This is a genomic window from Rathayibacter sp. AY1F6 (assembly GCF_002932035.1).
In the GTDB taxonomy this organism is placed as follows: domain Bacteria; phylum Actinomycetota; class Actinomycetes; order Actinomycetales; family Microbacteriaceae; genus Rathayibacter.
The window spans coordinates 83,082-109,775 of record NZ_PSVD01000007.1; the positions used below are offsets into that span (position 1 = coordinate 83,082).

Sequence of the window (26,694 nt, forward strand, 5' to 3'; positions counted from 1 at the left end):
GGCGGCGATCAGGCCCAGCCGAGCTCGTGCAGCCGGTCGTCGTCGATGCCGTAGAAGTGCGCGATCTCGTGGACGAGGGTGACATGGATCTCGTCGCGCAGCGCGTCCAGATCGTCGCACGCGGCGAGGTGCGGCTCGCGGAACAGCACGATGCGGTCGGGCATCTCGCCGAAGCCGTAGCGCTCACGCTCGGTGAGGGCGACGCCGTCGTAGTAGCCGAGCAGATCCAGGGTCCCGTCCTCGGGCCGGTCCTCCACGACGAACACGACGTTGTCGAGCCCGTCGACCATGTCGTCCGGGAGCGCGTCGAGCTCGGAGATCACCAGGGCTTCGAAGGCGTCCTCGTCCAGCTCGAGCATCCGGGACCTCTCTGCGTCGGCGATCGCTGCCGGTCGCCGGATGTGCGAAGAGGCCCGGAGTCGGAACTCCGGGCCTCTTCCGCTGCATGCACAGCCACTGGGGTGAGTAACGGGGCTCGAACCCGCGACCTCCTAGACCACAACCAGGCGCTCTGCCAACTGAGCTATACCCACCAGGAGCGTGTTCCGGCGGGGTGACCCGCCGAAGCAACTGTACGAGAGTACTACATCCGCGAGGCGAACTCGTCCACGACGGCGGCCGACACGGCCTGCACCTCGGCGGTGCTCGGCCCCGGCTGCTCCACGAACACGGCACGGCGGTAGTACTGCAGCTCTCGGATGCTCTCGAGGATGTCGGCGAGAGCGCGGTGTCCGCCGTGCTTCTTGGGCGCGTTGAAGTAGATGCGCGGGAACCAGCGCCGTGCCAGCTCCTTGATCGTGCTGACATCGACGTTGCGGTAGTGCAGGTGGCCGTCGAGGCGCGGCATGAACTTCGCGAGGAAGGCGCGGTCGGTGCCGATCGAGTTGCCGGCGAGGGGGGCCTGCTGCTCGGCCGGGACGTGCTTCAGCACGTACTCCAGCACCTCGTACTCGGCCTCCGCGACGCTGACGCCGGAGGGGATCTCGACCAGCAGGCCGGAGGTCTCGTGCATCGACCGGACGAAGTCGCCCATGTTCTCGAGCGCGGTCGCGTCGGGCCGGATGACGAGGGAGAGCCCCTCGTCGAGCGGGTTCAGCTCGAAGTCGGTGACGACGACGGCGATCTCGACGAGCTCGTCGACGGAGAGGTCGAGCCCCGTCATCTCGCAGTCGATCCAGACAAGACGGTCGGGGGCGCTACTCATGCGGGGCAGTCTATCGGCGGCCGCCGACACCCGGTCCGGCCGTCCCGCTCCTCCTACACTGGACCCTCGTGATCACGCTCGCCTGCTGCCTCCTGATCGTCAACGCCGTGTGGAACGCGATCGTCTGGCCGCCCTTCCTCCGCCGCGTCCGCAAGGACCCGCGGGCGCGCGACGCGGACGGCCGCGCGACGACCTTCCTCCGCGTGCACACGGTGCTCATCGGCGTGTCGCTCGCCCTCGCCGTGGTCTCCCTGGTCGTGGGAGTGCTGGGACTCGTCCGGGGCGCCTAGGCCCCGGCGGGCGCGGCCCCTGCGCTTCGGTATCGTGGTCGCAGTCCGCCCCCGTAGCTCAGCGGATAGAGCAGGAGCCTTCTAATCTCTTGGTCGCAGGTTCGATTCCTGCCGGGGGCACCATCGGATCGGGAGCGCGCCGGTCGCCGTCCCTAGTCTTGTCCCGGTGGCGTGCGGATCAGCGTCGACGCCTCGCGCCCGTCCTTCGACCGCGTCGCGGCCTCTCCTCGGGCGGCGCTGCGCTCCTCCGAGGAGTGACGCCCGGCACCCACGGGGTTTTCCTCCGCTCCGGTGACCCTCGGACGAGGACTCGCGGTCGCTCCACCAGTAACACACCGGCAAATCGGAGGCAACACCGGCGTGTTTCCCACCCGAAGTCGTTTGAGTGTCATTCAGGCACCTAGTCTTGGGGTGTCCGGAATTACAACGACGTAACGAACGGAGGTACGACCATGCTGCTCCTCGCCATCCTCGGTGGAATCGCCGTCGCGTGGACGATCGTCGCGGCGCCCCTCGCCGTACTGGTCGGCCGAGTCGCCCGTGCACGTGATGCACACAGCTAGTCAGTACACGCACCGCCCGCACCACGGAGAAGGCCCCGATCGCACTCGCGATCGGGGCCTTCTTCTCGTGGTCGGGAGCACTCAGACCGAGCTGCGGTCCTGGCCTCGGTCGTCGTCCGAGGCGGACCGCTCGAACCGGGCCTCGTCCGCCCGGACGACCGCCTCGTCGTCGGCCGGCACGTCGTCGCGGTCTCCGTCGGCCGGAGCCGACGGCGTCGCGTCGTGCTCCGCGTCCGGCTGCGGCTCGGCGGCAGGAGCCGAGCGCTGCGGGTCGACGGGCGGCAGCTCCTCCACGGGACGCTCGCGCGACGGCACCTCCAGGCGGTCGACGTCGGCGAGCAGGCGGCGGGTCTCCTCCTGCGAGGCGTCCCCGGCCGACGCGGGGAGGACGATCGTGGGCGTCTGCGGGGCTGCAGAGCCGGAGGCGGAGCCCGCGCCGACGACGACCGGTGCGACGGCGGTCGGTGCGGCGGCCGGGGGAGCGGTGCGCTGGGGAGCGGCCTCGGCGGTGCTCGCGGCCCGATCGGACGACGGAGCGGACTCGGCGGAGCGGTCTCGACCCGTCTCCGAGAAGCGCCAGCGCTCGAGGTCGGCGAGGAAGGCCTTCCGGGCGCGCCCGGGCTTGTCCCGCCACTGCACGAGGCGGTCGCGGAACTCGCCCACGCTCGCCTGCGTCTGGTAGCCGCCGGTGCTCGACGTGTGCTTCAGCTCGGCGAGCTCGTGAGCGGCCCAGTTGGCCGCGACTCCGGAGCCCTTGACGGGCAGGAGGCGCAGGTGCGTCTCGGCCTGCGCGGACGCGCGGTCGCTGAGGACGCGCTCCGGGCTGCTGAGGACGTTCCAGGCCGAGGCGTCGACCGCGGCGTCGACGAGCGTCGCGATGACCGCGTTCTTCCGCTCGTGATCCTGCTGACGGATGAGGCGCGCGATGGAGGCCCGGAAGACGGAGCCGATCACGATCGCTCCGACCACCACGGCCAGCAGGACCACAGCGGCCGTGAAGACCGCCTGGTGCCCGTCGCTCGTGCGGATCCAGGACATGAACTCGTTCCACCACTGCATGGGGCGAACGCTATCCGGGGCGGTCGCCGCCGCCCGTTCGGCACGCCGCCGACCGGGCGGATCGGCGCGTCAGGCGACGCGGAAGACCTCGATCGCGTCGTCGACGCTCCAGAACTCGCCGAGCTCGGCGCCGGCGGGCATGCCCGCCCGCAGCAGCCGGGCGCGGTACCGCTCGCCGAGCGGATCCTCGACCAGCTCGATGTGGCCGACGACGGCACCCGAGCCGGTGCTCACGCGCCACAGCCGGGCGTTGACCCGGGTGAGCGTCGGCGGGGTGCGGGTGGCGTGCAGCGTGGACAGGGACATCGGTTCCTCCTGCTCGAGTCTCGGAGCACCCACCGGCCGAGTGCTGTCGCAGACTACGGCCGACCACCGACATCCCCGCCGGGGCGTCAGCGCAGGGTCGTCCCGTGCACCGCGAACTCCTCGATCGCGTCGATCTCCTCCTGCGAGAGGGGGCCGGCGTCCAGCGCGGCGACGTTCTGCTCGAGCTGCGCGACGCTCGACGCGCCGATGATGGCGCTCGTGACGGTGGGCACCCGGAGCACCCAGCTCAGGGCGAGCTGGGCCAGCGACTGGCCGCGCTGCTGCGCGATCGCGTTCAGGCCGCGGGCGCGTGTCAGGTACGCCTCGTCGATCCGGTCGGAGGAGAGGAAGCGCGACGTCGCCGCGCGGGACCCCTCCGGCACGGTGCCGTCGAGGTAGCGGTCCGTCAGGAGCCCCTGCGCCAGCGGCGAGAAGACGATGCAGCCGGTGCCGAGCTCGTCGAGCACGGGGAAGAGGCCGTCCTCGGGTCCGCGGTCGAAGAGCGAGTAGCGGGGCTGGTGCAGGAGGAGCGGCACTCCGCTGCCCGCCAGTGCCGCCTGCGCGGCCCGGGTCTGCTCGGGCGAGTAGTTCGAGATGCCGGCGTAGAGCGCCTTGCCCGACTCCACCGCCGAGACGAGAGCGCCCATGGTCTCCTCGATCGGAGTCTCCGGGTCCGGCCGGTGCGAGTAGAAGACGTCCACGTAGTCGACGCCGATCCGCTGCAGGCTCTGATCGAGCGAGGAGAGCAGGTACTTGCGCGAGCCGCCGTCCCCGTACGGGCCGGGCCACATGTCGTATCCGGCCTTGGACGAGATGACGATCTCGTCTCGGTACGGGCGGAGGTCCTCCGCGAGGATGCGGCCGAAGGCCGTCTCGGCGGCGCCGTAGGGCGGTCCGTAGTTGTTCGCGAGGTCGAAGTGGGTGACGCCCAGGTCGAACGCGCGGCGGAGGATCGCGCGCTGCGTGTCGAGGGAGCGGTCGGATCCGAAGTTGTGCCAGAGGCCCAGCGACAGGGCGGGCAGCAGCAGGCCGCTCCGTCCGGTGCGTCGGTAGTCCATGCGGTCGTAGCGGGCGGGGGCGGCGTCGTAGCTCACGCCGCGACTCTATTGCAGGGGGCGGATCCGCGGAATGCAGGGGGCGGTGAGCGTGTTGGACCGACTGACGCCTCCGGCACCCCGGACGCGTCGACGCGACAGGAAGTGAGTCACACGCAATGCGCACATTCGTACTCGCCGGAGGATGCTTCTGGTGTCTGGACGCCGTCTACCGCGTCCTCGACGGCGTGACCGACGTCGTCTCCGGCTACACCGGCGGCCGCACGACCGAGCCCGACTACGAGGACGTCTGCTCCGGGCGCACCGGCCACGCCGAGGCCGTCGCCGTCACCTTCGACCCCGAGGTCATCCCCGAGCAGGTCGTCCTCGACGTCTTCTTCACCCTGCACGACCCGCGACAGCTGAACCGCCAGGGCAACGACGTCGGCACGCAGTACCGCTCGGCGATGTTCTACTCCTCCGACGAGGAGAAGGAGCTGTTCGAGACCGCGCGCGACCGTGCGTCCGAGTGGTGGGACGGCCCGATCGTCACCGAGATCTCGCCGCTGGGCGTCTACTACCCCGCCGAGGACTACCACCAGGACTTCTTCGCGAAGAACCCGGGCCAGGGCTACTGCATGGCGGTCGCACTGCCCAAGGTGAACAAGATCCGCAAGTCCTACTCGAGGTACATCATCGCATCGTAACGCTCCTCCACAGGGGACGATCCGCTCGTCCTCTCCCCAGAAGGGCCCGCCTCCACCTCGGAGGCGGGCCCTTCGTCGCGACACTGGCCCTGCGGCGCCCGAGTGGTACCAGCCCCCTCCGCCCGGGCGCCGTGCCCGTCGCAGCCGTGGCGGGGCAGGAGTAGAGAGGACACGACCATGACCGACACCCTGACCGTCATCGGGACCATCGGCACCGAGCCCCGGAGCATCGACACCTCCAGCGGCACCGCGATGACCAGCTTCCGGCTCGCCTCGACGCAGCGGCGCTACGACCGCTCGGAGCAGCGCTGGGTCGACGTCTCGACCAACTGGTACACCGTCACCGCGTTCAACGGCCTGGCCGGCAACGCGCTGTCCTCCCTGTCGCGCGGCGACCGGATCCTGGTCACCGGGCGGCTCGGGGTGAGGGCCTGGGAGGCGGGAGGCAAGGCCGGTACCGATGTGGTCCTCACGGCCGAGGGCATCGGGCACGACCTCGCCTGGGGGACCAGCAGCTTCACGAAGACCGTCGGGCGCGCCTCTGCTCCCGCCCCCGCCGCCGAGCCCGCGTGGAGCGAGGAGGCGCCGCGCGAGGGCGCCGCGGCGGGGGACTGGGGCGCGTCGGGCCAAGACCGCGGTGATGCCGTGCCCGAGCCGCCGGTGGCGGCGGGCGTCGGCGGAGGCGCTCCCGGTCTCTCGGTAGGATCCGGGGAGACCCCGTTCTGATCCGGGGGACCGGAGCGAGAGCCGTCCCGGTCGGGAGGAGCCGGGCGTGACACGGAACCGAGCGGCCCGCATCGCGCTCGTGCTCGGCGGTCTCGCCGTCTGCCTCTCCGGTTGCACGTCGCCGTCGGCGCCGGACCCCGTGGTGTCCTCCTCCGCGGCCGAGGCGCCGGCACCGGCGGAGTCCGCCGCACCCGTCGCCTTCGTGCCGGGCGGGACGACGGAGCAGAACCTCCCCGTGTTCGAGCAGACCCTTCGCGCGGCGGCCGAGCCCGATCCGGAGGTGAGCGGCTCCAGCGTGGTCGACGCGCTCGTCGCGGCGGGGTTCTCCCGCGAGTCGATGCAGCTGACAGCGGACGAGACCTCGGTCGGACTCGACGCGGACTCGGTGCAGGTCTCCGTCAAGCTCGGGGAGTCGTGCCTCATCGGCCAGTACGGCCCGAAGAGCGGCGGGGTGCGGGCGGTGATCGCGGCACCGATCGCGACCGGCGCCTGCCTGGTCGGCCGGACCGTACCGATCCAGCGCTGACGCGCTCGCCTCGACCGGGGTCCGCTCTGCCATGCGCCCCGGTCGGGGTCGGAAGGGACGAAAGGATCCTCGACAAGGCCCCTCGCCCGTCGAGTCCGAGAGCGCCCGGTGTTCGCCCGACGCTCCTGCAGGACCACTCCGACCGGTGCGGATCCGAGCGTGAGCACAGCCTCGTGCGAGCGGACCGGTCGACGATCCCGGTGGTCGGCGGCGCCCTCCCCTCCCCGGGACGCCGCTCCGCACGGTTAGGCTGCCCTGACCGACACGTGGGCCCCAGCGCGGGCACCGCGACGGACGTGCCGACAGGAGTGCTCGGCACGAGGACCACGACGAGGGGGAACTCGCCATGACCACATCCCGACCGCAGACGACGACGCGAGCGAGGTGGAGGCGCGCCGCCATCGCGGTCGCGAGCACGGCAGCCGTCGTTCTCGGAGTGACGACAGGAGCCGGAGCGGCTGCCGCAGCGGAGACGCGTTTGCAGACGAAGCCCTACCCCTACAGCTGGTCGACCACCGAGACGTTCTCGGCCGCTCAGACCGCTCCCGTGGCGGGAGATGTCACCGGGCTCGACGTCACGCTGTCCGACTCCGCCCGGCCGACGGGGAGGTACCCGGCGTTCACGACGTACAACTGGGTGATCGGCGACTACGCCCTCACAGGGTCGGTGGAACTCGACCCCGGGGATCGCACCTTCCTCATCGACCTGAAGCGGCCCCTCTCCTCGTTCGGCGGTGGGACTGTCGCCCTCCAGATCACGGCGCAGAAGCCGCCGCTGGAGGAGAAAGAGACTCCGATCGGCCAGCCGGTCGACAGCGGCTTTGAGCTGACCACGTCGGCCACCCTCTCCGTCGCCGGAGCCTCCGGCGCCGGCGGTGTCGGCGGGGTCGACCTCAGCAGCAGCGCACAGACGCTCCAGCGGAGCGCCGCGTACTTCGCGTACGAGAAGGTCGACATGGCTCTGGACGTCAAGGGTGGCGACACCGTCGTCCTCGAGTCCAACCGGGACGACTTCTACGACCTCCAGGGGCTCGCCGCCTATGTCGGTCCCAGCAGGACCGAGCGGATCCCCGCCCAGGTGAGTACGAACAGCAGACGGTCCGCGGTCACCGTGACGATCCCCTCGAGCGCCTACGACGCCTACAAGGACCGCGCCAGCAGCCTGGTCCAGGTCACCGGCGTCAGCAACGGCAGGGTGGACCAGCCCCGCGGAGCGACCATCACGTCGGACGCCGCGGTCCGCGTGACGGGAAGCGGAGCCACCACCCCGCCGGTCACGCCGACCCCGACGGCCACCGCTACCACCCCGCCGGTCACGCCGAGCCCGACCACTCCTCCGGTCACGCCCGTGCCGACCAGTACGCCGACGGCCCCGCCTGCCGGCTCGCCGGTCGTCTCGCGCATCTCGGGCACCGACCGTCAGGGCACCGCGGTCGAGGTGTCCAAGCGCACCTTCCCGGCGAACGTCCCCGTCGTCTACGTCGCCACCGGGCAGAACTTCCCGGACGCGCTCAGCGCCGGACCCGCCGCGGCCAAGGCGCGCGGGCCGCTGCTCCTGGTCGACCGCGACTCGATGAGCCAGGTCGTCCGCACCGAGCTGACGCGTCTCAAGCCCGCGAAGATCGTCGTCGTGGGCTCCGAGCTCAGCGTCGGCAGCCAGGTCTACAGCGACCTGGCCGCGTATGCGCCGAAGGGGAAGACCACACGCATCGGCGGAGTCGACCGCTACGACACCTCGAAGCTGATCCTCCAGGACGCCTTCAGGGGCGGCTCCTCGATGGCCTGGCTGGCCACGGGCGAGAAGTTCCCCGACGCCCTGAGCGCCAGCGCCGCAGCCGGCGCGAATCGCGCTCCGGTGGTGCTGACCAACGGAACCGGCTCCACGGTGGACCCCCTCACCCAGCAGATCATCAGCGGCCTCGAGGTCAGTAGCTTGACGATCGCGGGCTCGACGCTCTCGGTCAGCGCCGGCATCGAGCGCTCGATCACGGGCCCGGTGATCACCCGCATCGGCGGGACCGACCGGTACGACACCTCGGAGAAGCTGAACGAGGCGGCCTTCACCTCGGCGAATACCGTCTACCTCGCGACCGGTGAGAAGTTCCCCGACGCCCTGGCCGGAGCCACGGCGGCGGGCTACACCGGGAGCCCGCTCTTCGCGGTCCAGCCCACCTGCGTGCCCCGGGCGGTCCTCGCCGACATCACCGCGTCCAAGGCGACGCAGGTGATCCTGCTCGGCAGCACGGACACGCTGTCCGAGGCGGTGGAGCGCCTGACGCCCTGCAGCTGATCCGCACCGTCGTCCGCTGACGCGATCCGCCCTCCCCACCGGCCCGGCCGGAGCGGAGGGCGGTCCGCGTTCAGGCGCTCCCTCCGACGCGGACCGGCGAGTTCCCGTTATCCTCGACTGGTGCGGACGGTCCCGCGGCCTGCGCTCCGCGTCGGCCGGGGCCCGGCGTCCCGCCCCGGTCCGAGCCTCCGTCAGCGCCTCCGCGCGGAGCAGGGGACCGGCGGGCGACCCGACTCCGCGCAGACCGACGGACTTGAGGACTGGGCATGGCTGAATACATCTACTCGATGGTGCGCGCGCGGAAGGCGGTCGGCGACAAGCTGATCCTGGACGACGTCACCATGTCGTTCCTGCCGGGAGCGAAGATCGGCGTGGTCGGGCCCAACGGCGCCGGCAAGTCGACGATCCTGAAGATCATGGCGGGGCTGGACACGCCGAGCAACGGCGAGGCGCGGCTCAGCCCGGGCTACACCGTCGGCATCCTGATGCAGGAGCCCGAGCTCGACGAGACCAAGACGGTGCTCGAGAACGTCCAGGAGGGCGTGGGCGAGATCAAGGGCAAGATCGACCGCTTCAACGAGATCTCCCTCGCGATGGCCGACCCGGACGCCGACTTCGACAGCCTCCTCGCCGAGATGGGGACCCTGCAGGAGGCGATCGACGCCGCCGACGCCTGGGACCTGGACTCGCAGCTGGAGCAGGCGATGGACGCGCTGCGCACCCCGCCGGGGGACTCCCTCGTCACCAACCTCTCGGGTGGCGAGAAGCGCCGCGTGGCGCTCACCAAGCTCCTCCTGCAGAAGCCCGACCTGCTGCTGCTCGACGAGCCCACCAACCACCTCGACGCCGAGAGCGTGCTCTGGCTCGAGCAGTTCCTCTCGAAGTACCCCGGCGCCGTGCTCGCCGTCACCCACGACCGGTACTTCCTCGACAACGTCGCGGAGTGGATCGCCGAGGTCGATCGCGGACACCTCTACCCCTACGAGGGCAACTACTCGACGTACCTCGAGAAGAAGAGCGCCCGCCTGGAGGTCCAGGGCAAGAAGGACGCCAAGCTCGCCAAGCGGCTCACCACCGAGCTCGACTGGGTGCGCAGCAACGCCAAGGGCCGTCAGGCCAAGTCGAAGGCGCGCCTGGCGCGCTACGAGGAGATGGCGGCCGAGGCCGAGAAGACGCGCGTGCTCGACTTCGAGGAGATCGTCATCCCGGTGGGCCCCCGTCTGGGCTCCCAGGTCATCGACGCGAAGAAGCTGCACAAGCAGTTCGGCGAGCGCGTCCTCATCGACGACCTCAGCTTCACGCTGCCCCGCAACGGCATCGTCGGCGTCATCGGCCCGAACGGCGTCGGCAAGACCACGCTCTTCAAGACGATCGTGGGCTTCGAGCCGCTCGACTCGGGCGACCTGAAGATCGGCGAGACGGTCGACATCTCCTACGTCGACCAGAGCCGCGGCGGCATCGACCCGCAGAAGAACCTGTGGGAGGTCGTCTCCGACGGGCACGACTACATCACCGTCGGGAAGACCGAGATCCCCTCCCGCGCCTACGTCTCGCAGTTCGGCTTCAAGGGCCCGGACCAGCAGAAGAAGGCCGGCGTCCTCTCCGGCGGCGAGCGGAACCGCCTCAACCTCGCGCTGACGCTCAAGCAGGGCGGCAACCTGCTCCTGCTCGACGAGCCCACCAACGACCTCGACGTCGAGACCCTGGGCAGCCTCGAGAACGCGCTCCTCGAGTTCCCGGGCTGCGCCGTGGTCATCACTCACGACCGGTGGTTCCTCGACCGGATCGCGACCCACATCCTCGCCTACGAGGGCACCGAGGAGGACCCGGCCAACTGGTACTGGTTCGAGGGCAACTTCGAGGCGTACGAGGAGAACAAGATCGAGCGCCTCGGCCCGGACGCGGCGAAGCCGCACCGCTCCGCGTACCGCAAGCTCACCCGCGACTGATGCGCCTGCACGTCGCCATCCCGCTGCGCTGGTCGGACTTCGACGCCTACGCGCACGTGAACAACGCCGAGATGCTGCGCCTGCTCGAGGAGGCGCGCATCCAGGCGTTCTGGAAGCCGGACTCGCCGCAGCCCGGCGGGATGGCGACGGCGGTGCTCGACGCACGGCCGGGCGCCGAGTCGATCAGCCTCATCGCCCGGCAGGAGATCGAGTACCTCGCGCCGATCCCGTACATGCGCGCGCCGATCGACGTGGAGCTGTGGATCGGGCGGATCGGCGGGGCGAGCCTCGAGGTCTGCTACGAGCTCTACTCGCCCGCCGGCGTCGTCCCGCGGGTGCTCTTCACGAAGGCGGCCACCACTCTGGTGCTGGTCACGGCCGCGACGGGCAGGCCCCAGCGCATCCCGGAGGAGCTCCGCGAGGCGTGGGGCCCCTATGTTGAGGAGCCCATCACCTTCTCGAAGCGGGGCTGAGCTCAGCCCAGGGGGACGCGGACCATGCCCTCCTGGGCGACGCTCGCCACGAGCACGCCCTCCTGCGTGTAGATGCGCCCGAGCGAGAGCCCGCGTCCGCCGGACGCGCTCGGAGCCTCCTGCACGTAGAGGAGCCACTGGTCCACGCGCGCGGGGCGGTGCCACCACATCGCGTGGTCGAGGCTCGCGATCCGCAGGCCCGGCGACGTCCACGCCGCACCGTGCCGGCGGAGCGTGGATTCGAGGATCGTGTAGTCGCTCGCGTAGGCGAGGGCGGCGCGGTGCAGCATCGGATCGTCCGGCAGCGGTCCGAGCGAGCGCATCCACACGCTCTGGTGCGCGACCCGCTCGGGGTCGGCCCGGAGGTACACCGGCTGCTCGACGTGCCGCACGTCGAAGGGGCGCTGCGTGGCCCAGAAGCTGCCGACCGGGTGGTCGACCCCCGCGAGGATCTCAGCGGTGCTCGGCAGCGACTCCGGGTCGGGGATCCCCTCCGGCATCGGCGCCTGGTGATCGAGGCCCTCGTCCTCGGTCTGGAACGAGGCGATCATCGAGAGGATGGGGCGTCCGTTCTGGTAGGCCTGCGTCCGACGGGTGCAGAAGGAGCGGCCGTCGTGGATCCGGTCGACCGAGAACGTGATCGGCAGGGAGACGTCCCCGGGGCGGAGGAAGTACCCGTGCATCGAGTGCACGGAGCGCCCCTCGACGGTGCGACCGGCCGCGATGAGCGACTGCGCGAGGACCTGGCCGCCGAAGACCCGCCCCTCGGGCATCCACTGCGAGGGACCCGTCGAGATGTCCTCGCTGGTGCGGGCGCCGGTGTCCGTCAGGTCGAGCGCGGTGAGGAACGAGGACAGGGGATCGGGCACGGTACCTCCGGGGTGTCGGGCGGTGGGGCGAGCGGCCTCGGGTAAGTTTATCGACGCGATGAGTTCGTCCTTCTCCCTGGCGGATCCGCCCAGCCTGTCGGATTTGCGCGTCTTCCTCGGCCGTTCGGCCCGGGTCGAGGACGGTGCGGTCCGGCTCCTCGCCGACGACCACGTGCTGGCCGCCTACACCGCGATCCTCCAGCCCCGCGGTCTGCTCGACCGCTCCGCGACCGTGCTGGGCCTGCGCGTCTTCGCGCTCGACGAGCCCGCCGGTTTCGACCGGGTCGTGCCGATCCGTGCGCTGTCGGACCGCCTCGCCCGCCTGCAGTGGGAGCCGGGCGGAGCGGACGGCAAGCCGGTCGTGCTGCCCGACGGCGACGACGCGACGGCGGGACCCTGGGCGGGCGTCTCCCCGCCCCGCGGCGGCTGGACCCGGCGCGAGCCCGTGGACCCGGGCTTCCTGGAGCGCGTCGCGCGCGAGGGGATCGACGAGATCGCGGCGGCCGTCGGCTCCGAGACGGGCGAGCAGATCGTCGGCCGCGTGCGGTCGAGCGTCTGGGGCCGCCCGCTCGACGGCCTCGAGGACGTCCCGGCGGGAGCGGCGTTCGCCCTCTTCGCGCTCGGGTTCCTCGGCGCCGACGACCCGGTCGCCCTGCTCGAGAGCGGCGCCTGGCGCCGCCTCACCTCACGGCGCGGACACGTGCTGGTCCGCACCCCGGGCTGAGCGGCTACTCCTCGAAGGTGTTCACCATCGCGTGGGCGGCGCGCTCCAGGTAGTCCCAGAGCAGGGCGTCGTCGGCCGGAGCGAGCTCGAGATCGTCGACGGCCGTCCGCATGTGCTGGAGCCAGTGGTCGCGGGCCTCGGGGTTGATCCGGAACGGCTGGTGCCGCATCCGCAGGCGCGGGTGGCCGCGCTCCTCGCTGTAGGTGCCCGGGCCGCCCCAGTACTGCTCGAGGAAGCCGGTCAGCCGCTGGATCGCGCCCTCGAGGTCGTGCTCGGGGTACATCGGCCAGAGGACCTCGTCCTCGCGGACGCCCTCGTAGAAGCGGCGGACCAGGCGCTCGAACGTCGGCCGGCCGCCGATGTGCTCCCAGAAGCTGCGCAGCGGAGGCGTGCCGCCGATCTGCAGGCCGCTCACGAGCGCGCTCCCGTCGGGCCGGAGGTGCCGCCGCCGTCCTGGGGCGGCGTCCCGCTCCCGCGCCGCAGCGCGCGGGGGAGTCGCACGGGCTTGCCGTGCTCGGTGCTGATCGTGGGGGAGGGCGTGGTCCGCGGCGGCTTGGCGCCTCCGACGCTCGTCGCCCCCTCGAAGCCCTCGAGGACGACGGTGGCCAGCGAGGGGAGCTTCACGTCGAGCGCGTCGAGTGACTTCTTCAGGCGCAGGCGCAGCTCGCGGGCGACGTCGTCCTTGGCGGTGGTGCGGGTCTTGACCACGACCCGGATGACCAGGGCGTCGTCGGCGATGGACTCCAGGCCCCAGAGCTCGGGCTTGTCGATGATCCGGGCCCGCCAGCGACTGCTCGCCGCCAGCTCGTTCGCTGTCGCGAGGACCGTGGACTGCACCTGCTCGAGGTCCGTCTCGTAGGGCACGGCCAGGTCGACGATGACGCGCGACCAGCCCTGCGACATGTTCCCGACCCGGACGATCTCGCCGTTGCGGACGAACCAGAGGGTGCCGTTGACGTCGCGGATCTGCGTCACCCGGACGCCGACCGACTCGACCACGCCCGTCGCCTGCCCGGTGTCGACGACGTCGCCGACCCCGAGCTGGTCCTCCGCGACCATGAACAGCCCGTTGAGGACGTCCTTGACGATGTTCTGCGCGCCGAAGCCGAGGCCCGCGCCGAGGGCGGCCGTCAGCAGGGCGAAGGAGCCGATGAGGTCCTTGTCGATCGTCGTCACGATCATGACCAGGGCGATGACGACGATCAGGATCGAGCTCAGGTTGTTGAGGATCGACCCGAGCGTGCGCGTGCGCTGCACCACCCGCACGGCCGCGAGCGGCGACGCGGCGATCGACTGGGTGTCCTCGACGCGCTGGCGGCGCTTCACTCCCGACACGATCTGGTCGACGACGCGGCCGATCACGAAGTGGGCGATGACGCGCACCAGCAGCGCGCCCAGCACGATCCCGAGGATCGCGACCACCTTCCAGAAGGGCTCGGACTCGAAGAAGGAGACGGTGGCGGCGACAGGGTCCGGGGTGGAGGTCTGAAGAAGCAGCATGACCGCTCCAGGCTACGGGACGCCTCCCTCCGAGACGGGTGCACGAGCCCCGAGCGCGTATAGATTCGAGGCGGGTCCGCTCGGACCCGGACACCGCCCTGGGAAGGACGCCCGATGCTCCACTCCACCCGGACTCCCGCCGAGAAGCGCCGCCTCTTCCGCGAGCGCCTCGCCTCGGGCGAGCTGCTGCAGCTGCCCGGCGCGTTCACTCCGCTCTCCGCGCGCCTCATCGAGGCGAAGGGCTTCGACGGGATCTACGTCTCGGGCGCCGTGCTCTCGGCCGAGCTGGGGCTGCCGGACATCGGGCTCACCACGCTCAGCGAGGTGGCCGGCCGCTCGCAGCAGATCGCGCGCCTGACCGACCTGCCGGTCCTCGTCGACGCGGACACCGGCTTCGGCGAGCCGCTGAACGTCGCGCGCACGGTGCAGATGCTCGAGGACGCCGGAGTCGCGGGGCTGCACATCGAGGACCAGGTGAACCCCAAGCGCTGCGGGCACCTCGACGGCAAGGCGGTCGTCGACGAGGCGACCTCGGTGCGGAGGATCGCGGCGGCCGTCGACGCGCGCCGCGACTCCGATCTGGTGATCATGGCCCGCACCGACATCCGCGCCCTCGACGGCCTGCCGGCCGCGATCGACCGCGCCAAGCGCCTCGTCGACGCCGGAGCCGACGCGGTGTTCCCCGAGGCGATGCGCGACCTGTCCGAGTTCGAGGCCGTGCGCGCCGCGATCGACGTGCCGATCCTCGCCAACATGACCGAGTTCGGCAAGAGCGAGCTGTTCACCGCGCAGCAGCTCGCCGACGTCGGCGTGAACGTCGTGATCCACCCGGTCTCGCTGCTCCGGATCGCGATGGGCGCCGCGATGCGGGCACTCGACGCCCTCAAGGCGGAGGGCTCGCTCCGCTCGGAGGTCGCAGGCATGCAGACGCGCGCCGAGCTCTACGAGCTCCTCGACTACGCCTCGTACAGCCGCTTCGACGACGGCGTCTTCGACTTCTCGCTCGCCGACCACTACGGCGCCTGAGCGCGCCGACCCGCACGAACCGGCGGCGCTCCCCGGCGCCGCCGCCCGCCTCTCGCGAAGGAGCGAAGGATGAGCACGACCGATCAGGACATCCGCAAGGGACTCGTGGGGGTCGTCGTCGACACGACGGCCGTCTCGAAGGTCGACCCGGCGTCGAACTCGCTGCTCTACCGCGGCTACCCCGTGCAGGAGCTCGCGGCGGGGACCTCGTTCGAGGACGTGGCCTGGCTGCTCTGGCACGGCGAGCTCCCCACTGCGGAGGAGGCGGCCGGGCTGGCCGCCGTGGAGCGGGCCCACCGCGCCCTGGCCCCCGAGGTGCGCACCGTGATCGACCTGCTGCCGCTGTCGGCGCACCCGATGGACGTGGTGCGAACGGCGGTGAGCGTCCTGGGCGCGCTGGAGGAGGATCCGGACGCCGACGCTCCCGAGGCCGTGCTGGAGCGCTCCGTGCGGCTCTGGGCGGCACTGCCGGCGATCGTCGCCTACGCTCAGCGCCGCCTGCGCGGCCTCGAGCCGATCGATCCGCGCGACGACCTCGACTACTCCGAGAACTTCCTCTGGACGACCTTCGGCGAGGTGCCGGAGCCGGTCGTCGTCGACGCGTTCCGCGTCTCGCTGGTGCTCTACGCCGAGCACTCCTTCAACGCCTCGACCTTCACGGCCCGCGTCGTGACGTCGACGCTGTCGGACGTCCACTCCGCCGTGACCGCCGCCGTGGGAGCGCTCAAGGGACCGCTCCACGGCGGGGCGAACGAGGCCGTGCTGCACGTGCTCGACGAGGTCGGCACCGGACCGGAGGCGGACCGGCGGTCCCGCGAGTGGCTCGCCGAGGCTCTCGGACAGCGCCGGAAGGTCATGGGGTTCGGCCACCGGGTCTACAAGTCGGGCGACTCGCGGGTGCCGACCATGGACGCCGCTCTCCGGCGGCTCGCCGAGCACGAGGGGGCCGGCGAGATGATGGAGCTGTACGACGCTCTGGCCGCGGCGATGGCCGAGCGGACGGGCATCCTGCCGAACCTCGACTACCCGTCCGGCCCCGCCTACCGGCTGATGGGCTTCGACACCGGGATCTTCACTCCGCTGTTCGTCGCCGCGCGGGTGGTGGGCTGGACGGCCCACGTGATCGAGCAGCGGGGCTCGAACGCGCTCATCCGGCCGCTGTCCGCCTATGACGGGCCGGAGCGCCGCTCGGTCCCGCAGCGCTAGGCGCCGGGAGCGGGGAGAGCCGCCCGGTCCCGCAGCGCCGAGCGCCGGGGGACCGGGCGGCTCACTGTCAGCCCCGGGTGTCGCGCTCCTGGGCGCGGAGCGCACGCTCCACGCCGGCCAGGTTCTCGATCACGAGTCGGCGCAGCGCCGGGACCTCCGGGTTCGCGTCGAGCCAGGCGCGGGTGGCGTCGACGATCTCCTGCGAGGGCGTGGCGGCCGGGTAGAAGCCGACGACCAGGTACTCGGCGATCTTGTAGCTCTTCGACTCCCAGAGGGTGCGGAGGGCGTCGAAGTAGACCGGGACCATCGCGTCGAGCAGGCGCGGGTCGGCGGCGCGCTGGAAGCCCAGGCCCGTCGAGCGGACGATCGTGTTCGGTGCCGAGTCGTCGGCCGTGACGGAATCCCACGCCGCGCGCTTCGCCTCCGCGGTCGGCAGCGCGGCACGGGCGTGCGCGGCCGACTGCTGGCCGGTCGCCGTGTTGTCCGAGGCGAGCGCCGCGTCGATGTCGTCCGCACCGGCCCGCCCGCCGGCGACGAGAGCGATCAGCAGCTCCCAGCCGAGGTCGGTGTCGATGTCGAGGCCGTCGAGAGCGGTGGAGCCGTCGAGCAGCGCCTGCACGGCCTCGAGGTGCGCCGGGGTGGACGCGATCGCGGCGAAGAACTTCACGAACTGGAACTGCGCGTCGCTGCCCGGCTCGGCGCTCTGCGCGAGCGTCCACAGCTGATCGCCCGCCTCCTCGAGGACCTCGGCCCGGTACTCCGGAGCGACGTACTGGGTGGCGGTGGCGACGAGCTGGTTGAGCACCGTCCGCAGGGTCGTGGACTCGGTCTCGGTCGCGACGTTGCCCAGGACGAGGCGGACGAAGTCGCGCGGCGCCGACTCGGCGTCGCGGGTCGAGTCCCAGACCGAGCCCCAGACCAGCGAGCGGGCCAGGGGGCTGTCGATGCTCGCGAGGTGCTCGACGGCCACGGCGAGCGAGGCGTCGTCGAGGCGGACCTTCGCGTAGGCGAGGTCGTCGTCGTTGAGCAGCACGAGCGCCGGACGGGTGCGGCCGATCAGCTCGGGCACCTCGGTGCGCTCCCCGTCGACGTCCAGCTCGAGGCGGTCGACGCGGACGAGGCGCTCGCCCTCGAAGTCGTACAGGCCGATCGCCAGGCGGTGCGGGCGGATCGTCGGGTACTCCTCGACCGCGGTCTGCAGGATCGCGAAGGACGCGATCGCTCCGCTCTCGTCGACCGCGATCTCGGGGCGGAGCGTGTTCACGCCGGCCGTCTCGAGCCACTGCGCCGACCACTCGGTGAGGTCGCGCCCGCTGGTGGCCTCCAGCTCGACCAGCAGGTCGCGCAGCTCCGTGTTCGAGAAGGCGTGCTTGACGAAGTACTCGTGGACGCCGGCGAGGAACTCCTTCTCGCCGACCCACGCGACGAGCTGCTTGAGCACCGAGGCGCCCTTGGCGTAGGTGATGCCGTCGAAGTTGACCTGGACGTCCTCGAGGTCGTTGATGGTCGCGACGATCGGGTGGGTCGAGGGCAGCTGGTCCTGGCGGTAGGCCCAGCTCTTCTCCATCGCGGCGAAGGTGGTCCACGCCTCGGTCCACTCCGTCGCCTCCGCGGTGGCGAGGGTGGAGGCGTACTCGGCGAACGACTCGTTGAGCCAGAGGTCGTTCCACCACTTCATCGTGACCAGGTCGCCGAACCACATGTGGGCGAGCTCGTGGAGGATCGTGACGACCCGGCGCTCCTTGATCGCGTCCGTCACCTTCGAGCGGAACACGTAGGTCTCGGTGAAGGTCACCGCTCCCGCGTTCTCCATCGCGCCGGCGTTGAACTCGGGGACGAACAGCTGGTCGTACTTCGCGAACGGGTACGGGACGCCGAACTTCTCCTCGTAGAAGGCGAAGCCCTGCTTCGTCTTCTCGAACACGTAGTCGGCGTCGAGGAAGGGCGCGAGCGAGGCCCGGGCGAAGACCCCCAGCGGGATGGTGCGGCCGTCGGAGGAGACGAGCGAGTCGGTCTCGACCACGTAGGGTCCGGCGACGAGGGCCGTGATGTAGGAGGAGATGCGCGGGGTGGGCTCGAAGCTCCAAGTCGCGATCCCCTCGCCCGCCGGGACCGGCTCGGGAGTGGGCTGGTTCGACACGACCTGCCACTGCGCGGGCGCGGTGACGGTGAAGCGGAACTCGGCCTTGAGGTCCGGCTGCTCGAACACCGCGAAGACGCGGCGGGAGTCGGGCACCTCGAACTGCGAGTACAGGTACACCTCGCCGTCGACGGGGTCGACGAAGCGGTGCAGGCCCTCGCCCGTGTTGGTGTAGAGCATGTCGGCGACGACGGTGAGCTCGTTGTCCGCAGCCAGGGAGTCGAGGCGGATCCGGACGCCGTCGGCGACGTCGGCGGGGTCGAGCTCCGCGCCGTTGAGGGTGACGGAGCGGACCGTGCCCGTGACGGCGTCGATGAAGCTCGAGGCGCCCTCGGCGGAGGAGAAGCGCACCGTGGTCGTGCTGAGGAAGGTCTCGGCTCCCCGGGTCAGGTCGAGGGCGATGTCGTAGTCGTGGACCTGGATCAGCGAGGCGCGCTCCTGCGCCTCGCTCCGGGTGAGGTTGTCTCCTGGCACGGGGGTGCTCCATCCGTTCGTCTCGGGCGCTGCCGCGGGCGCCGGGGTGCGGGCGCCGCCGATCCACCCTAGAGCTGCCGGGACCCGCCGTGGAGCCCCGTGGCGCCGATCCTGCGGAGCCGCCGGGGAGCGCGGACGCGGCCGCCGCGAGCGGCGTAGCGTGTCCCCATGACCTCTGTGGACTTCTGGTTCGACCCCTCCTGCCCGTGGGCCTGGATGACCTCGCGATTCGTGGACGAGGTGACCCCCGCGCGCGACCTCGACGTGCAGTGGCACATCATGAGCCTCGCCGTCCTCAACGAGGACAAGGACGTGGACGACTCGTACCGCGCCTTCCTCCCGCGCGCGCTGCGATACACCCGCCTGGTCGCCGCCGTCGCCGAGCGCGAGGGCCGCGAGCACGTCAAGCCGCTCTACGACGCGCTCGGCACCCGGATCCACCCGGGCGGGCGCACCGACGTCGACGCGGTGATCGCCGAGTCGCTCGCCGAGCTCGGCCTGCCTGCGGAGCTCGCCGCCCACGCCGACTCGGACGAGTACGACGAGCCGATGCGCGCCTCCCACTTCGACGGGATCGAGCGGGTCGGCCAGGACGTCGGCACCCCGGTCATCGCGATCGGCGACGTCGCCTTCTTCGGCCCCGTCATCTCGCCGATCCCGAGGGGCGAGCAGGCGCTGACCCTCTGGGACGGCATCGTCGCCGCCGCCTCCTTCGACGGCTTCTTCGAGCTCAAGCGCTCGCGGACCCGCGACCCGCAGTTCGACTGAGCCGACCCGCGGTACTCTGGCTCCCGGCCCGGGCACCGCGGGCCCCAGACGGCTCTTCCGGAGGAGTTCTCTCGTGCGCATCCACATCGCCACGGACCACGCAGGGCTGGACTTCAGCCGTCACCTGATCGAGCACCTCGGCGCCGCCGGTCATGACGTGATCGACCACGGCCCCACGTCCTACGACCCGCTGGACGACTACCCGTCCTTCTGCATCAACGCCGCCGCCGCGGTCGTCCGCGATCAGGAGGCGGGGGTCGAGGCTCTCGGCGTCGTCTTCGGCGGCTCGGGCAACGGCGAGCAGATCGCGGCGAACAAGGTCGCGGGCGTGCGCGCGGCACTCGTGTGGAACCTGAGCACCGCCGTGCTGGCCCGCCAGCACAACGACGCGAACGTCATCTCGATCGGGGCCCGCCAGCACTCCGTCGAGGAGGCCACCGGCTTCATCGACGCGTTCGTCGCCGAGCCCTTCACCTTCGAGGAGCGGCACGTGCGCCGCATCGCGCAGCTCGCCGAGTACGAGGCCACCGGCGACATCGCCGGCCGGGTCGTCGACTCCGCCGCGAAGGAGCGCTGAGTGCCCGAGGGGCACTCCGTCCACCGGATCGCCCTGCAGTTCGAGCGCGACGTCGTCGGGCACCGCGTTACGACCAGCAGCCCCCAGGGCCGCTTCACCGAGGGAGCCGCGCTCCTCGACGGGCGCGAGGTCCTCGAGTCCACGGCCGTCGGCAAGCACCTGCTGCTGCGCTTCGAGGGCGACCTGACGCTGCACGTCCACCTCGGCCTCTACGGTGCGTGGGACTTCCTCGGGCACGTCTCGCCGCTGTTCCCGGACGGCAAGGCCGGCAGCAGCATCGGCGCTCCCCGGCGCCGCCGCGCCGTGCGCCTCTCCGAGACGGAGCACGAGACCGACTCCGATCTCGACGAGTTCCCGCCGCCGCCCGTGGGCGCGGTGCGCGTGCGCATCATGACGGAGGAGACGGTCGCCGACCTGCGCGGCCCCACCGCCTGCGAGGTGATGGATCCCGCCCAGGTGGAGGCCCTCCTCGCCCGCCTCGGTCCGGATCCGGCCGACGACGACTCCGACGAGGCGCGCGACCGCTTCGTGAACCGGCTCCGCAGGACGGCGACGCCGGTCGGGCTGGTGCTGATGGACCAGTCCGTGGTCAGTGGCATCGGCAACATCTACCGCGCGGAGCTGCTCTACCGCGCCGGCCTCGACCCGCACACTCCCGGCAAGCAGGTGCCGCTGGAGCTCGCACAGGAGCTGTGGCGGGACTGGGCGGACCTGCTCGAGGACGGCATCCGGACCGGGATGATGATCACGCGCCGCGGCCTGACGAAGACCGAGCGCTCGAAAGCCGTCCGCAGCCGCGCCGAGCGCAACTACGTCTACAAGCGCGAGGGCCTGCCCTGCCGCGTCTGCGGCACGAACGTGCTGCTCGAGGAGATCGGCGCGCGCAAGCTCTACTGGTGCCCGGTGTGCCAGTCGTGAGCGCGGGTGGAGAGCGGTCCGCCCGGTCGCGCACCCGCCGAGCCGTCCGCCCCGCGCTCCGCGAGGCCGCCCGATGACCGGCGGTCTCCTGCTCCGGGGCGCCCGCCTCCTCGGCTCGTCCCGACCCGGTGCCGTGCTCCTGCGCGACGGCCGCGTGGAAGCGGTCGGACCGGACGCCGCCGCCGCCCCGGGCGACGAGGTGCGCGACCTCGACGGGCGCTGGGTGCTCCCCGGCCTCTGGGACGAGCACGTCCACTTCTCCCAGTGGGCGATGACGGCCCCGCGCCTGGACGTCTCGTCAGCCGACTCGGCCCGCGGAACGGCTGACGCGGTCCGACGTCGCCTGGCGGAGGAGCCCGGTACCGGCACGCTGATCGGCTTCGGCTTCCGCGACGGCCTCTGGCCGGAGCCGCCGACGACCGCGCTCCTGGACGAGGTCTCTCCGGAGCGGCCCGTCGTGCTGATCAGCGGCGACCTGCACTGCGCCTGGCTGAACTCCGCCGCGTACCGGCGCTACGCCGTCGCTCCCGAGCCCGAGCTGCTGCGCGAGGACGCCTGCTTCGAGCTCGTCACCGCACTCGGCGCCCTCGGCGACGACGAGCTCGACGCACTCGCCGACGCGGCGGCGCGGCGGGCTGCGGCTCGCGGGGTGGTCGGCGTCGTCGACCTCGAGATGCGCTGGAATGTGGGGGACTGGCCCCGTCGCGTCGCTGGCGGAGCACGCTCCCTCCGCGTCGACACCGGCGTCTACCGCGACCACCTCGACCGCGCCCTCGCGGAGGGACTGCGCACTGGCGACGAACTCGACGGCGGTGACGGCCTGCTGCGGATGGGCCCGCTCAAGGTCCTGATCGACGGCTCCCTCAACACGAGGACCGCCTACTGCGCCCACCCCTACGCCGACCACGACGGCAACGGCGTCCTCACCGTGGAGCCCGCCGAGCTGGACGAGCTGCTCGCCCGCGCGGCCGCCGGGGGCATCCGCTCCACCGTGCACGCGATCGGAGACGCCGCGGCGACGCTGGCTCTGGACGCGCTCGGCCGGGTCGGCGGGGGCCGGATCGAGCACGCTCAGCTGCTCGCGGAGACCGACCTTCCGCGGTTCGCCGCGCTCGGCGTGGAGGCCGGAGTGCAGCCCGCGCACGCGCTCGACGACCGCGAGGTGGCGGAGCGGTACTGGCCGGGACGCACCGGCCGGGCGTTCCCGCTGCGCTCGCTGCTCGACTCCGGGGCCCGCGTGGTGCTCGGCTCGGACGCTCCGGTCGCTCCGCTCGACCCGTGGGTCGCGATCTCGGCCGCGGTCGCGCGGGCGCTGCCGGGCGACGAGCCCTGGCATCCGGAGCAGCGGGTGAGCGTCGAGGAGGCGATCGTCGCCTCGACCCGGGTGCGCCGGCTCACGCCCGCGGCCGGCGATCCCGCCGATCTGGTGGTGGTCGACCGCGATCCGCTCGCCGCCGATGCAGGAGCCCTCCGATCCATGCCGGTCGCCGCGACCCTCCTGGCGGGCCGCTTCACGCACGGCGGCTGACCCGCGCCCGTCGCGACTCCGGCTGCTCCGGATCGCGCGGACGGGCCGGGGAACGACGACGGCCCGCGGGATCCGAGGATCCGCGGGCCGGTCGAGGCGTGGTGCTCAGCTCTCGCTGACGTGGGCGAAGAGGAACCAGCGGTCCTTCTCGAGGCCGCGGCCGATCTCGATCGCGACGTCCTGGCTGCTCGCGTCGATCTCGGCGAGCTCGGCGATCGCCGTGTTGACGGTCGCGATGGCGACGTCCATCTGGCGGATGATCTCGACGATCGCGTTCTCGGAGCGCTGGAAGCCGGGGGTGAGGGGTTCGGACTGCGTCGCCGAGGCGACGGTCTGGATGCGGGCGTCGACCGGGAGGCCGAGGGCGACGACGCGCTCCGCGGCGAGGTCGGCCCACTCGATGGCGCGGCCGACGATCGCGTCGAGCAGCTCGTGGACGCCGATGAAGTTGGCGCCGCGGACGTGCCAGTGCGCCTGCTTGCCGTTGACGGCGAGCGCGGTCATCTCGACGACGACGGGGCTGAGGAACTGGGCGACTCCGGATGCGACATCCGGGTTCGACGAGGTGAGCGACGTGACGGACGTGGTGGACATCGTCTGGTCCTTTCGAGAGGGGGTGACTGATCGTCAACAGTACGCAGATCCCTCGGCGCCGCAAGGAAGCGCAGGCTCGGCTCAGTCCGGTGAAGGACAGGCTCACCTCGGTCGCGGAGGGGCGTCACGGGGGCTTCCCCCCGGGTGCCCGGAGCCGTGCCGCCGGTACGCTCGACCGGGTCGCGGCGGCGGCGGGAGCGGACAGGAGGCGCGGATGAGCGGAGCATCGACGGCCCTCGGCGAGGCCTCGCGCGCCTACCTCCGGCTCTGGCGCGGACTGCCCCGGGAGGTGCTCGCGCTGGTGGCCGCGATCCCGGTCGCCCTCCTCGGTGCCTTCTGCGCCGGCGTCGCGCTGGCCGTCGCGCTCGGGCTCGTCGGAGTCCTGATCGGCCTGGTGTTCCTGCCCGCCGCCCTCTACACGGCGCGCTTCTTCTCGCGGGCCGCCGTCGGCCTCGACGTGCTGGCCGGACGGCCCGCCGTCCCCCGGCCGCAGTGGCGGCGACCGCCCTCCGCCGTCACTCCCTCGACCTTCGCCCTCTACGGTCCGGTGATCGACGGGCACTACTGGCTCGCTCTCCTGCACACGCTCGTCGTGGCTCCGGTGCTCGCGCTGCTGTCCGGACTGCTCCTCGCGCTGTGGACCTGGGCGGGCCCGGGCACGGTGGCCGCCGCGCTCACGGGGGCCCCCGGTCCGGCCCGCCTGCTGGCCGAGAGCGGGGCCGCTCTGCTGGGCGCCCCGCAGCCTCCGGCGGGACTGGTCGCCGCGGCGACGGTCGCCACGACCGTCCTCTTCGTCTCGACCCTGCCGTTCGCCACCCGCGGCCTCTCCCTCCTGCACTGGCTGGTCGACCGTCTCCTGCTCGGCCCGTGGGAGTCGGAGGCGCTCCAGCGAGAGGTCGCCGAGCTGAGCGCCTCCCGCGGCGCAGCCGTCGCCGCCGAGGACCGCGCGCTGCGCCGGCTCGAGCGCGACATCCACGACGGCCCGCAGCAGCGCCTGATCCGGGTGCAGATGGACCTGGCCTCGGCCCGCAACCGACTCGCCGCCGACCCGGAGTCCGCCGCCCGCCTGGTCGACGAGGCTCGCGAGCACGTGCGCGCCGCGCTCGACGAGCTGCGCGCCCTCTCCCGCGGAGTGGCGCCGCCGATCCTGCAGGACCGGGGCTTCGAGGCGGCGGTGCACTCGCTCGCCGAGCTCAGCCCGGTGCCGGTCGAGGTCCTCACCGAGCACCCCGTGGCGGACGTGCCGCCCGAGGTCGAGCGCAGCGTCTACTTCGTCGTCGCCGAGCTGCTCGCCAACGTCTCCAAGCACTCCGGTGCCCGATCGGTGCGGGTGCATCTCGACACCCGCGACTCCGGCACTCCGGGGGAGCGATGGCTCGACGCCTGGGTGGTGGACGACGGAGTCGGCGGGGCGTCGCCGGTCGCCGGTCACGGTCTCGAGGGGGTCGGCGGGCGCGTCCGGGGCCTGCGCGGGATCCTGAGCGTGGAGTCGCCGGTCGGCGGGCCGACCACGGTCGGGGTGCACGTCCCCTACCGCCCGGCCGCCCTATCCTGAGGGCGTGCCCGTGATCCGCGTCGCCATCGCCGAGGACTCGGTCCTCCTGCGCGAGGGCCTGGTCCGCCTCTTCGAGGACGCGGGGTTCGCCTCCGTCGGCGCCTTCGGGGACGCGGACGCCCTGCTCGCCGATCTGGCGCGGGACCCGGCCGGGGTCGACGTCGCCGTGCTCGACGTCCGGATGCCGCCGACCTTCCGCGACGAGGGCGTCCGCGCGGCGCTGGAGATCCGCCGGCGCTACCCGCAGGTGTCGGTTCTGCTGCTCAGCCAGTACGTCGAGGTCACCTACGCGCAGGAGCTGCTCGGCTCCGGCGACGGCGGACTCGGCTACCTCTTGAAGGACCGGGTCGCCTCCGTGGAGGAGCTGCGCGACGCCGTCGAGCGCGTCGCAGCGGGCGGAACAGTCCTCGACCCGCAGGTCGTCGCCTCGCTCCTGCAGCGCAACCGCGACCCGCTCGCCTCGCTGACCCCGCGGGAGCGGGAGGTGCTGGAGCAGATGGCCCAGGGGCGCACGAACGCGGGCATCGCCTCCGCTCTCTTCGTCGGCGTGGGCGCCGTGGAGAAGAACGTGACCGCGATCTTCCAGAAGCTCGGGCTCGAGGACTCGGGCTCCGACCACCGGCGGGTGCTGGCGGTCCTCGCCTTCCTGCGCGCCGGGCGCTGACCACCGGAGAAGAGGAGAACCCGATGCCGTCGAGTCCTGCGGAGGGCGCCCGCGTCCTCGCCCTGACCGGGGGACGCGCCCCGGAGATCGCCGACACCGCGTGGGTCGCTCCGGGCGCCACCGTGATCGGCTCCGTGCGCCTGGGGGAGCGGGCGAGCGTCTGGTACGGCGCCGTCCTGCGCGCCGAGCACGCGCGGATCGAGCTCGGCGCCGGCAGCAACCTCCAGGACGGCGTCGTCGTCCACGTCGACGCCGACTACGACGCGGTCATCGGCGCCGGAGTCTCGGTCGGGCACAACGCTGTGCTGCACGGCTGCACCCTCGAAGACGACGTGCTGGTCGGCATGAGCGCGACCGTCCTGAACGGGGCCGTCATCGGCACCGGCTCGCTGATCGCCGCGGGCGCCGTCGTCCTCGAGGGGACGGTCGTCCCGCCGGGCTCGCTCGTGGCGGGCGTCCCCGGGAGGGTCCGGCGGGAGCTGACGGAGGAGGAGCGCGAGGGCATCCGCCGGAACGCCGCCTCGTACCTCGCCCTGACGGAGGAGCACCGCGGCGCGGTCGGCTGAGCACGCCCGGAACGCCTCGGAACGACGAAGAGCCCCGGACATCCGGGGCTCTTCGAGAGGAGAGGGGCTGACGAGAATCGAACTCGCATCATCTGTTTGGAAGACAGAGGCTTTACCACTAAGCTACAGCCCCGGATCGGCGGCCTGACGACCGCGAACCGGTGCGACCGGGTCTCTCGACCGGGCACCAGGACAGCGTAGTACATCGCACGAGCACCGTGGACACCCCGGTCGTCCTCCGCCGCGCGGTTCCGGTCGCCGCTGCCGCGGTGCAGTACACTTGCGAAGGCCATTTCGGCGTGTCGCGCAAGCGCACGTGCGGGGACGGCTCGACGAGAGTCTCACGCACGGTGCCCAGGCCCGCGCATCCGGGGCGTAGCTCAGCTTGGCTAGAGCGCCCGCTTTGGGAGCGGGAGGTCGCAGGTTCGAATCCTGTCGCCCCGACCACGAGTACTCAT

Annotated in this window: 27 protein-coding genes and 4 tRNA genes; 19 read left to right on the forward strand and 12 right to left on the reverse strand. The window is 72.0% G+C overall.

What is annotated here, in order from left to right:
- Positions 1–8 precede the first annotated feature (8 nt).
- From C5C44_RS08380 to orn, 3 genes are all read right to left on the reverse strand, one after another.
- Positions 9–359 (reverse strand): metallopeptidase family protein, encoded by a 351-nt coding sequence (locus C5C44_RS08380; RefSeq protein WP_104223719.1) that lies wholly within the window; start codon positions 357–359, stop codon positions 9–11.
- Between the two features lie 98 nt (positions 360–457).
- Positions 458–533 (reverse strand) — tRNA-His (locus C5C44_RS08385).
- Between the two features lie 50 nt (positions 534–583).
- Positions 584–1,204, reverse strand: a complete 621-nt coding sequence (orn, locus tag C5C44_RS08390; RefSeq protein WP_104223718.1) for an oligoribonuclease — start codon at positions 1,202–1,204, stop codon at positions 584–586.
- A 68-nt stretch (positions 1,205–1,272) separates the two neighbouring features.
- Between orn and C5C44_RS08395 the strand changes: the two genes are divergently transcribed.
- Both C5C44_RS08395 and C5C44_RS08400 read left to right on the forward strand, forming a co-directional pair.
- On the forward strand, positions 1,273–1,494 hold the full coding sequence (locus C5C44_RS08395) for an SCO4848 family membrane protein (protein ID WP_104223717.1): 222 nt from the start codon (positions 1,273–1,275) through the stop codon (positions 1,492–1,494).
- Between the two features lie 47 nt (positions 1,495–1,541).
- Positions 1,542–1,617: transfer RNA gene (locus C5C44_RS08400), tRNA-Arg, on the forward strand.
- Between the two features lie 521 nt (positions 1,618–2,138).
- On the opposite strand, the gene C5C44_RS08405 is transcribed toward C5C44_RS08400, so the two are convergent.
- The 3 genes from C5C44_RS08405 to C5C44_RS08415 form a co-directional block, all read right to left on the reverse strand.
- Positions 2,139–3,116 (reverse strand): hypothetical protein, encoded by a 978-nt coding sequence (locus tag C5C44_RS08405; RefSeq protein WP_104223716.1) that lies wholly within the window; start codon positions 3,114–3,116, stop codon positions 2,139–2,141.
- A 69-nt stretch (positions 3,117–3,185) separates the two neighbouring features.
- Positions 3,186–3,422: a hypothetical protein gene (locus C5C44_RS08410; RefSeq protein WP_104223715.1), complete on the reverse strand. Its 237-nt coding sequence runs from the start codon at positions 3,420–3,422 to the stop codon at positions 3,186–3,188.
- 86 nt (positions 3,423–3,508) lie between these two features.
- Positions 3,509–4,516 (reverse strand): aldo/keto reductase, encoded by a 1,008-nt coding sequence (locus C5C44_RS08415; protein ID WP_104223714.1) that lies wholly within the window; start codon positions 4,514–4,516, stop codon positions 3,509–3,511.
- 119 nt (positions 4,517–4,635) lie between these two features.
- Between C5C44_RS08415 and msrA the strand changes: the two genes are divergently transcribed.
- The 6 genes from msrA to C5C44_RS08445 all read left to right on the forward strand — a co-directional run bounded on the left by msrA (position 4,636) and on the right by C5C44_RS08445 (position 11,127).
- Positions 4,636–5,163 (forward strand): peptide-methionine (S)-S-oxide reductase MsrA, encoded by a 528-nt coding sequence (gene msrA, locus C5C44_RS08420; protein WP_104262818.1) that lies wholly within the window; start codon positions 4,636–4,638, stop codon positions 5,161–5,163.
- A gap of 177 nt (positions 5,164–5,340) precedes the next feature.
- Complete coding sequence (locus tag C5C44_RS08425) at positions 5,341–5,889, forward strand: single-stranded DNA-binding protein (protein WP_104223711.1); 549 nt, start codon at positions 5,341–5,343, stop codon at positions 5,887–5,889.
- Positions 5,890–5,935: 46 nt separating this feature from the next.
- Positions 5,936–6,415 carry a DUF6993 domain-containing protein gene (locus C5C44_RS08430; RefSeq protein WP_104262817.1) on the forward strand — a complete coding sequence of 160 codons (480 nt, stop codon included), beginning with the start codon at positions 5,936–5,938 and terminating at the stop codon, positions 6,413–6,415.
- A gap of 478 nt (positions 6,416–6,893) precedes the next feature.
- On the forward strand, positions 6,894–8,705 hold the full coding sequence (locus tag C5C44_RS08435; protein ID WP_146084320.1) for a cell wall-binding repeat-containing protein: 1,812 nt from the start codon (positions 6,894–6,896) through the stop codon (positions 8,703–8,705).
- A gap of 266 nt (positions 8,706–8,971) precedes the next feature.
- Positions 8,972–10,654, forward strand: a complete 1,683-nt coding sequence (gene ettA / locus C5C44_RS08440; RefSeq protein ID WP_104223708.1) for an energy-dependent translational throttle protein EttA — start codon at positions 8,972–8,974, stop codon at positions 10,652–10,654.
- Positions 10,654–11,127, forward strand: a complete 474-nt coding sequence (locus C5C44_RS08445; RefSeq protein WP_104223707.1) for a thioesterase family protein — start codon at positions 10,654–10,656, stop codon at positions 11,125–11,127. Before ettA ends, C5C44_RS08445 begins: the two co-directional genes overlap by 1 nt.
- Positions 11,128–11,129: 2 nt before the next feature.
- On the opposite strand, the gene C5C44_RS08450 is transcribed toward C5C44_RS08445, so the two are convergent.
- A complete protein-coding gene (locus tag C5C44_RS08450) occupies positions 11,130–11,996 on the reverse strand; it encodes an acyl-CoA thioesterase II (RefSeq protein ID WP_258062278.1) in 867 nt (288 codons plus the stop codon).
- A gap of 58 nt (positions 11,997–12,054) precedes the next feature.
- Here C5C44_RS08450 and C5C44_RS08455 point away from each other — a divergent pair, with 58 nt between their 5' ends.
- The gene (locus C5C44_RS08455; RefSeq protein ID WP_104223706.1) at positions 12,055–12,720 is read left to right on the forward strand and encodes a hypothetical protein; all 666 of its coding nucleotides are present in this window, start codon (positions 12,055–12,057) and stop codon (positions 12,718–12,720) included.
- 4 nt (positions 12,721–12,724) lie between these two features.
- On the opposite strand, the gene C5C44_RS08460 is transcribed toward C5C44_RS08455, so the two are convergent.
- Entirely contained in the window at positions 12,725–13,135 is a 411-nt protein-coding gene (locus C5C44_RS08460) for a globin (protein ID WP_279630823.1), read from the reverse strand.
- On the reverse strand, positions 13,132–14,220 hold the full coding sequence (locus tag C5C44_RS08465; RefSeq protein ID WP_104223705.1) for a mechanosensitive ion channel family protein: 1,089 nt from the start codon (positions 14,218–14,220) through the stop codon (positions 13,132–13,134). Before C5C44_RS08465 ends, C5C44_RS08460 begins: the two co-directional genes overlap by 4 nt.
- Positions 14,221–14,334: 114 nt before the next feature.
- On the opposite strand from C5C44_RS08465, the gene prpB reads away from it, so the two are divergent.
- On the forward strand, positions 14,335–15,246 hold the full coding sequence (gene prpB / locus C5C44_RS08470) for a methylisocitrate lyase (RefSeq protein WP_104335678.1): 912 nt from the start codon (positions 14,335–14,337) through the stop codon (positions 15,244–15,246).
- Positions 15,247–15,315: 69 nt separating this feature from the next.
- The gene (locus tag C5C44_RS08475) at positions 15,316–16,452 is read left to right on the forward strand and encodes a bifunctional 2-methylcitrate synthase/citrate synthase (RefSeq protein ID WP_104232531.1); all 1,137 of its coding nucleotides are present in this window, start codon (positions 15,316–15,318) and stop codon (positions 16,450–16,452) included.
- Positions 16,453–16,519: 67 nt separating this feature from the next.
- Here the strand turns inward: C5C44_RS08475 and pepN are convergent, their stop codons facing one another.
- Positions 16,520–19,066 carry an aminopeptidase N gene (gene pepN, locus C5C44_RS08480; protein ID WP_104335679.1) on the reverse strand — a complete coding sequence of 849 codons (2,547 nt, stop codon included), beginning with the start codon at positions 19,064–19,066 and terminating at the stop codon, positions 16,520–16,522.
- Between the two features lie 168 nt (positions 19,067–19,234).
- On the opposite strand from pepN, the gene C5C44_RS08485 reads away from it, so the two are divergent.
- From C5C44_RS08485 to C5C44_RS08500, 4 genes are all read left to right on the forward strand, one after another.
- Positions 19,235–19,834 carry a DsbA family protein gene (locus tag C5C44_RS08485; protein ID WP_104223701.1) on the forward strand — a complete coding sequence of 200 codons (600 nt, stop codon included), beginning with the start codon at positions 19,235–19,237 and terminating at the stop codon, positions 19,832–19,834.
- Between the two features lie 73 nt (positions 19,835–19,907).
- A complete protein-coding gene (locus C5C44_RS08490; RefSeq protein WP_104223700.1) occupies positions 19,908–20,411 on the forward strand; it encodes a ribose-5-phosphate isomerase in 504 nt (167 codons plus the stop codon).
- Positions 20,412–21,329: an Fpg/Nei family DNA glycosylase gene (locus tag C5C44_RS08495; protein ID WP_104226733.1), complete on the forward strand. Its 918-nt coding sequence runs from the start codon at positions 20,412–20,414 to the stop codon at positions 21,327–21,329.
- Positions 21,330–21,402: 73 nt separating this feature from the next.
- Positions 21,403–22,857 carry an amidohydrolase gene (locus C5C44_RS08500; protein WP_104226732.1) on the forward strand — a complete coding sequence of 485 codons (1,455 nt, stop codon included), beginning with the start codon at positions 21,403–21,405 and terminating at the stop codon, positions 22,855–22,857.
- Between the two features lie 105 nt (positions 22,858–22,962).
- Here C5C44_RS08500 and C5C44_RS08505 read toward each other — a convergent pair whose 3' ends face one another.
- Positions 22,963–23,451 (reverse strand): Dps family protein, encoded by a 489-nt coding sequence (locus C5C44_RS08505; RefSeq protein WP_104226731.1) that lies wholly within the window; start codon positions 23,449–23,451, stop codon positions 22,963–22,965.
- Positions 23,452–23,665: 214 nt separating this feature from the next.
- Here C5C44_RS08505 and C5C44_RS08510 point away from each other — a divergent pair, with 214 nt between their 5' ends.
- The 3 genes from C5C44_RS08510 to C5C44_RS08520 are packed head-to-tail and all read left to right on the forward strand — an operon-like array spanning position 23,666 to position 26,236.
- Complete coding sequence (locus C5C44_RS08510; protein WP_104335680.1) at positions 23,666–25,006, forward strand: histidine kinase; 1,341 nt, start codon at positions 23,666–23,668, stop codon at positions 25,004–25,006.
- A 4-nt stretch (positions 25,007–25,010) separates the two neighbouring features.
- Positions 25,011–25,670, forward strand: coding sequence for a response regulator transcription factor (locus C5C44_RS08515; RefSeq protein WP_104247297.1), 660 nt, complete (start codon positions 25,011–25,013; stop codon positions 25,668–25,670).
- A gap of 23 nt (positions 25,671–25,693) precedes the next feature.
- Positions 25,694–26,236: a gamma carbonic anhydrase family protein gene (locus C5C44_RS08520; protein ID WP_104226728.1), complete on the forward strand. Its 543-nt coding sequence runs from the start codon at positions 25,694–25,696 to the stop codon at positions 26,234–26,236.
- A gap of 62 nt (positions 26,237–26,298) precedes the next feature.
- Here C5C44_RS08520 and C5C44_RS08525 read toward each other — a convergent pair.
- Positions 26,299–26,369: transfer RNA gene (locus C5C44_RS08525), tRNA-Gly, on the reverse strand.
- Between the two features lie 236 nt (positions 26,370–26,605).
- On the opposite strand from C5C44_RS08525, the gene C5C44_RS08530 reads away from it, so the two are divergent.
- Positions 26,606–26,683, forward strand: a tRNA-Pro gene (locus C5C44_RS08530).
- Positions 26,684–26,694: the final 11 nt, after the last annotated feature.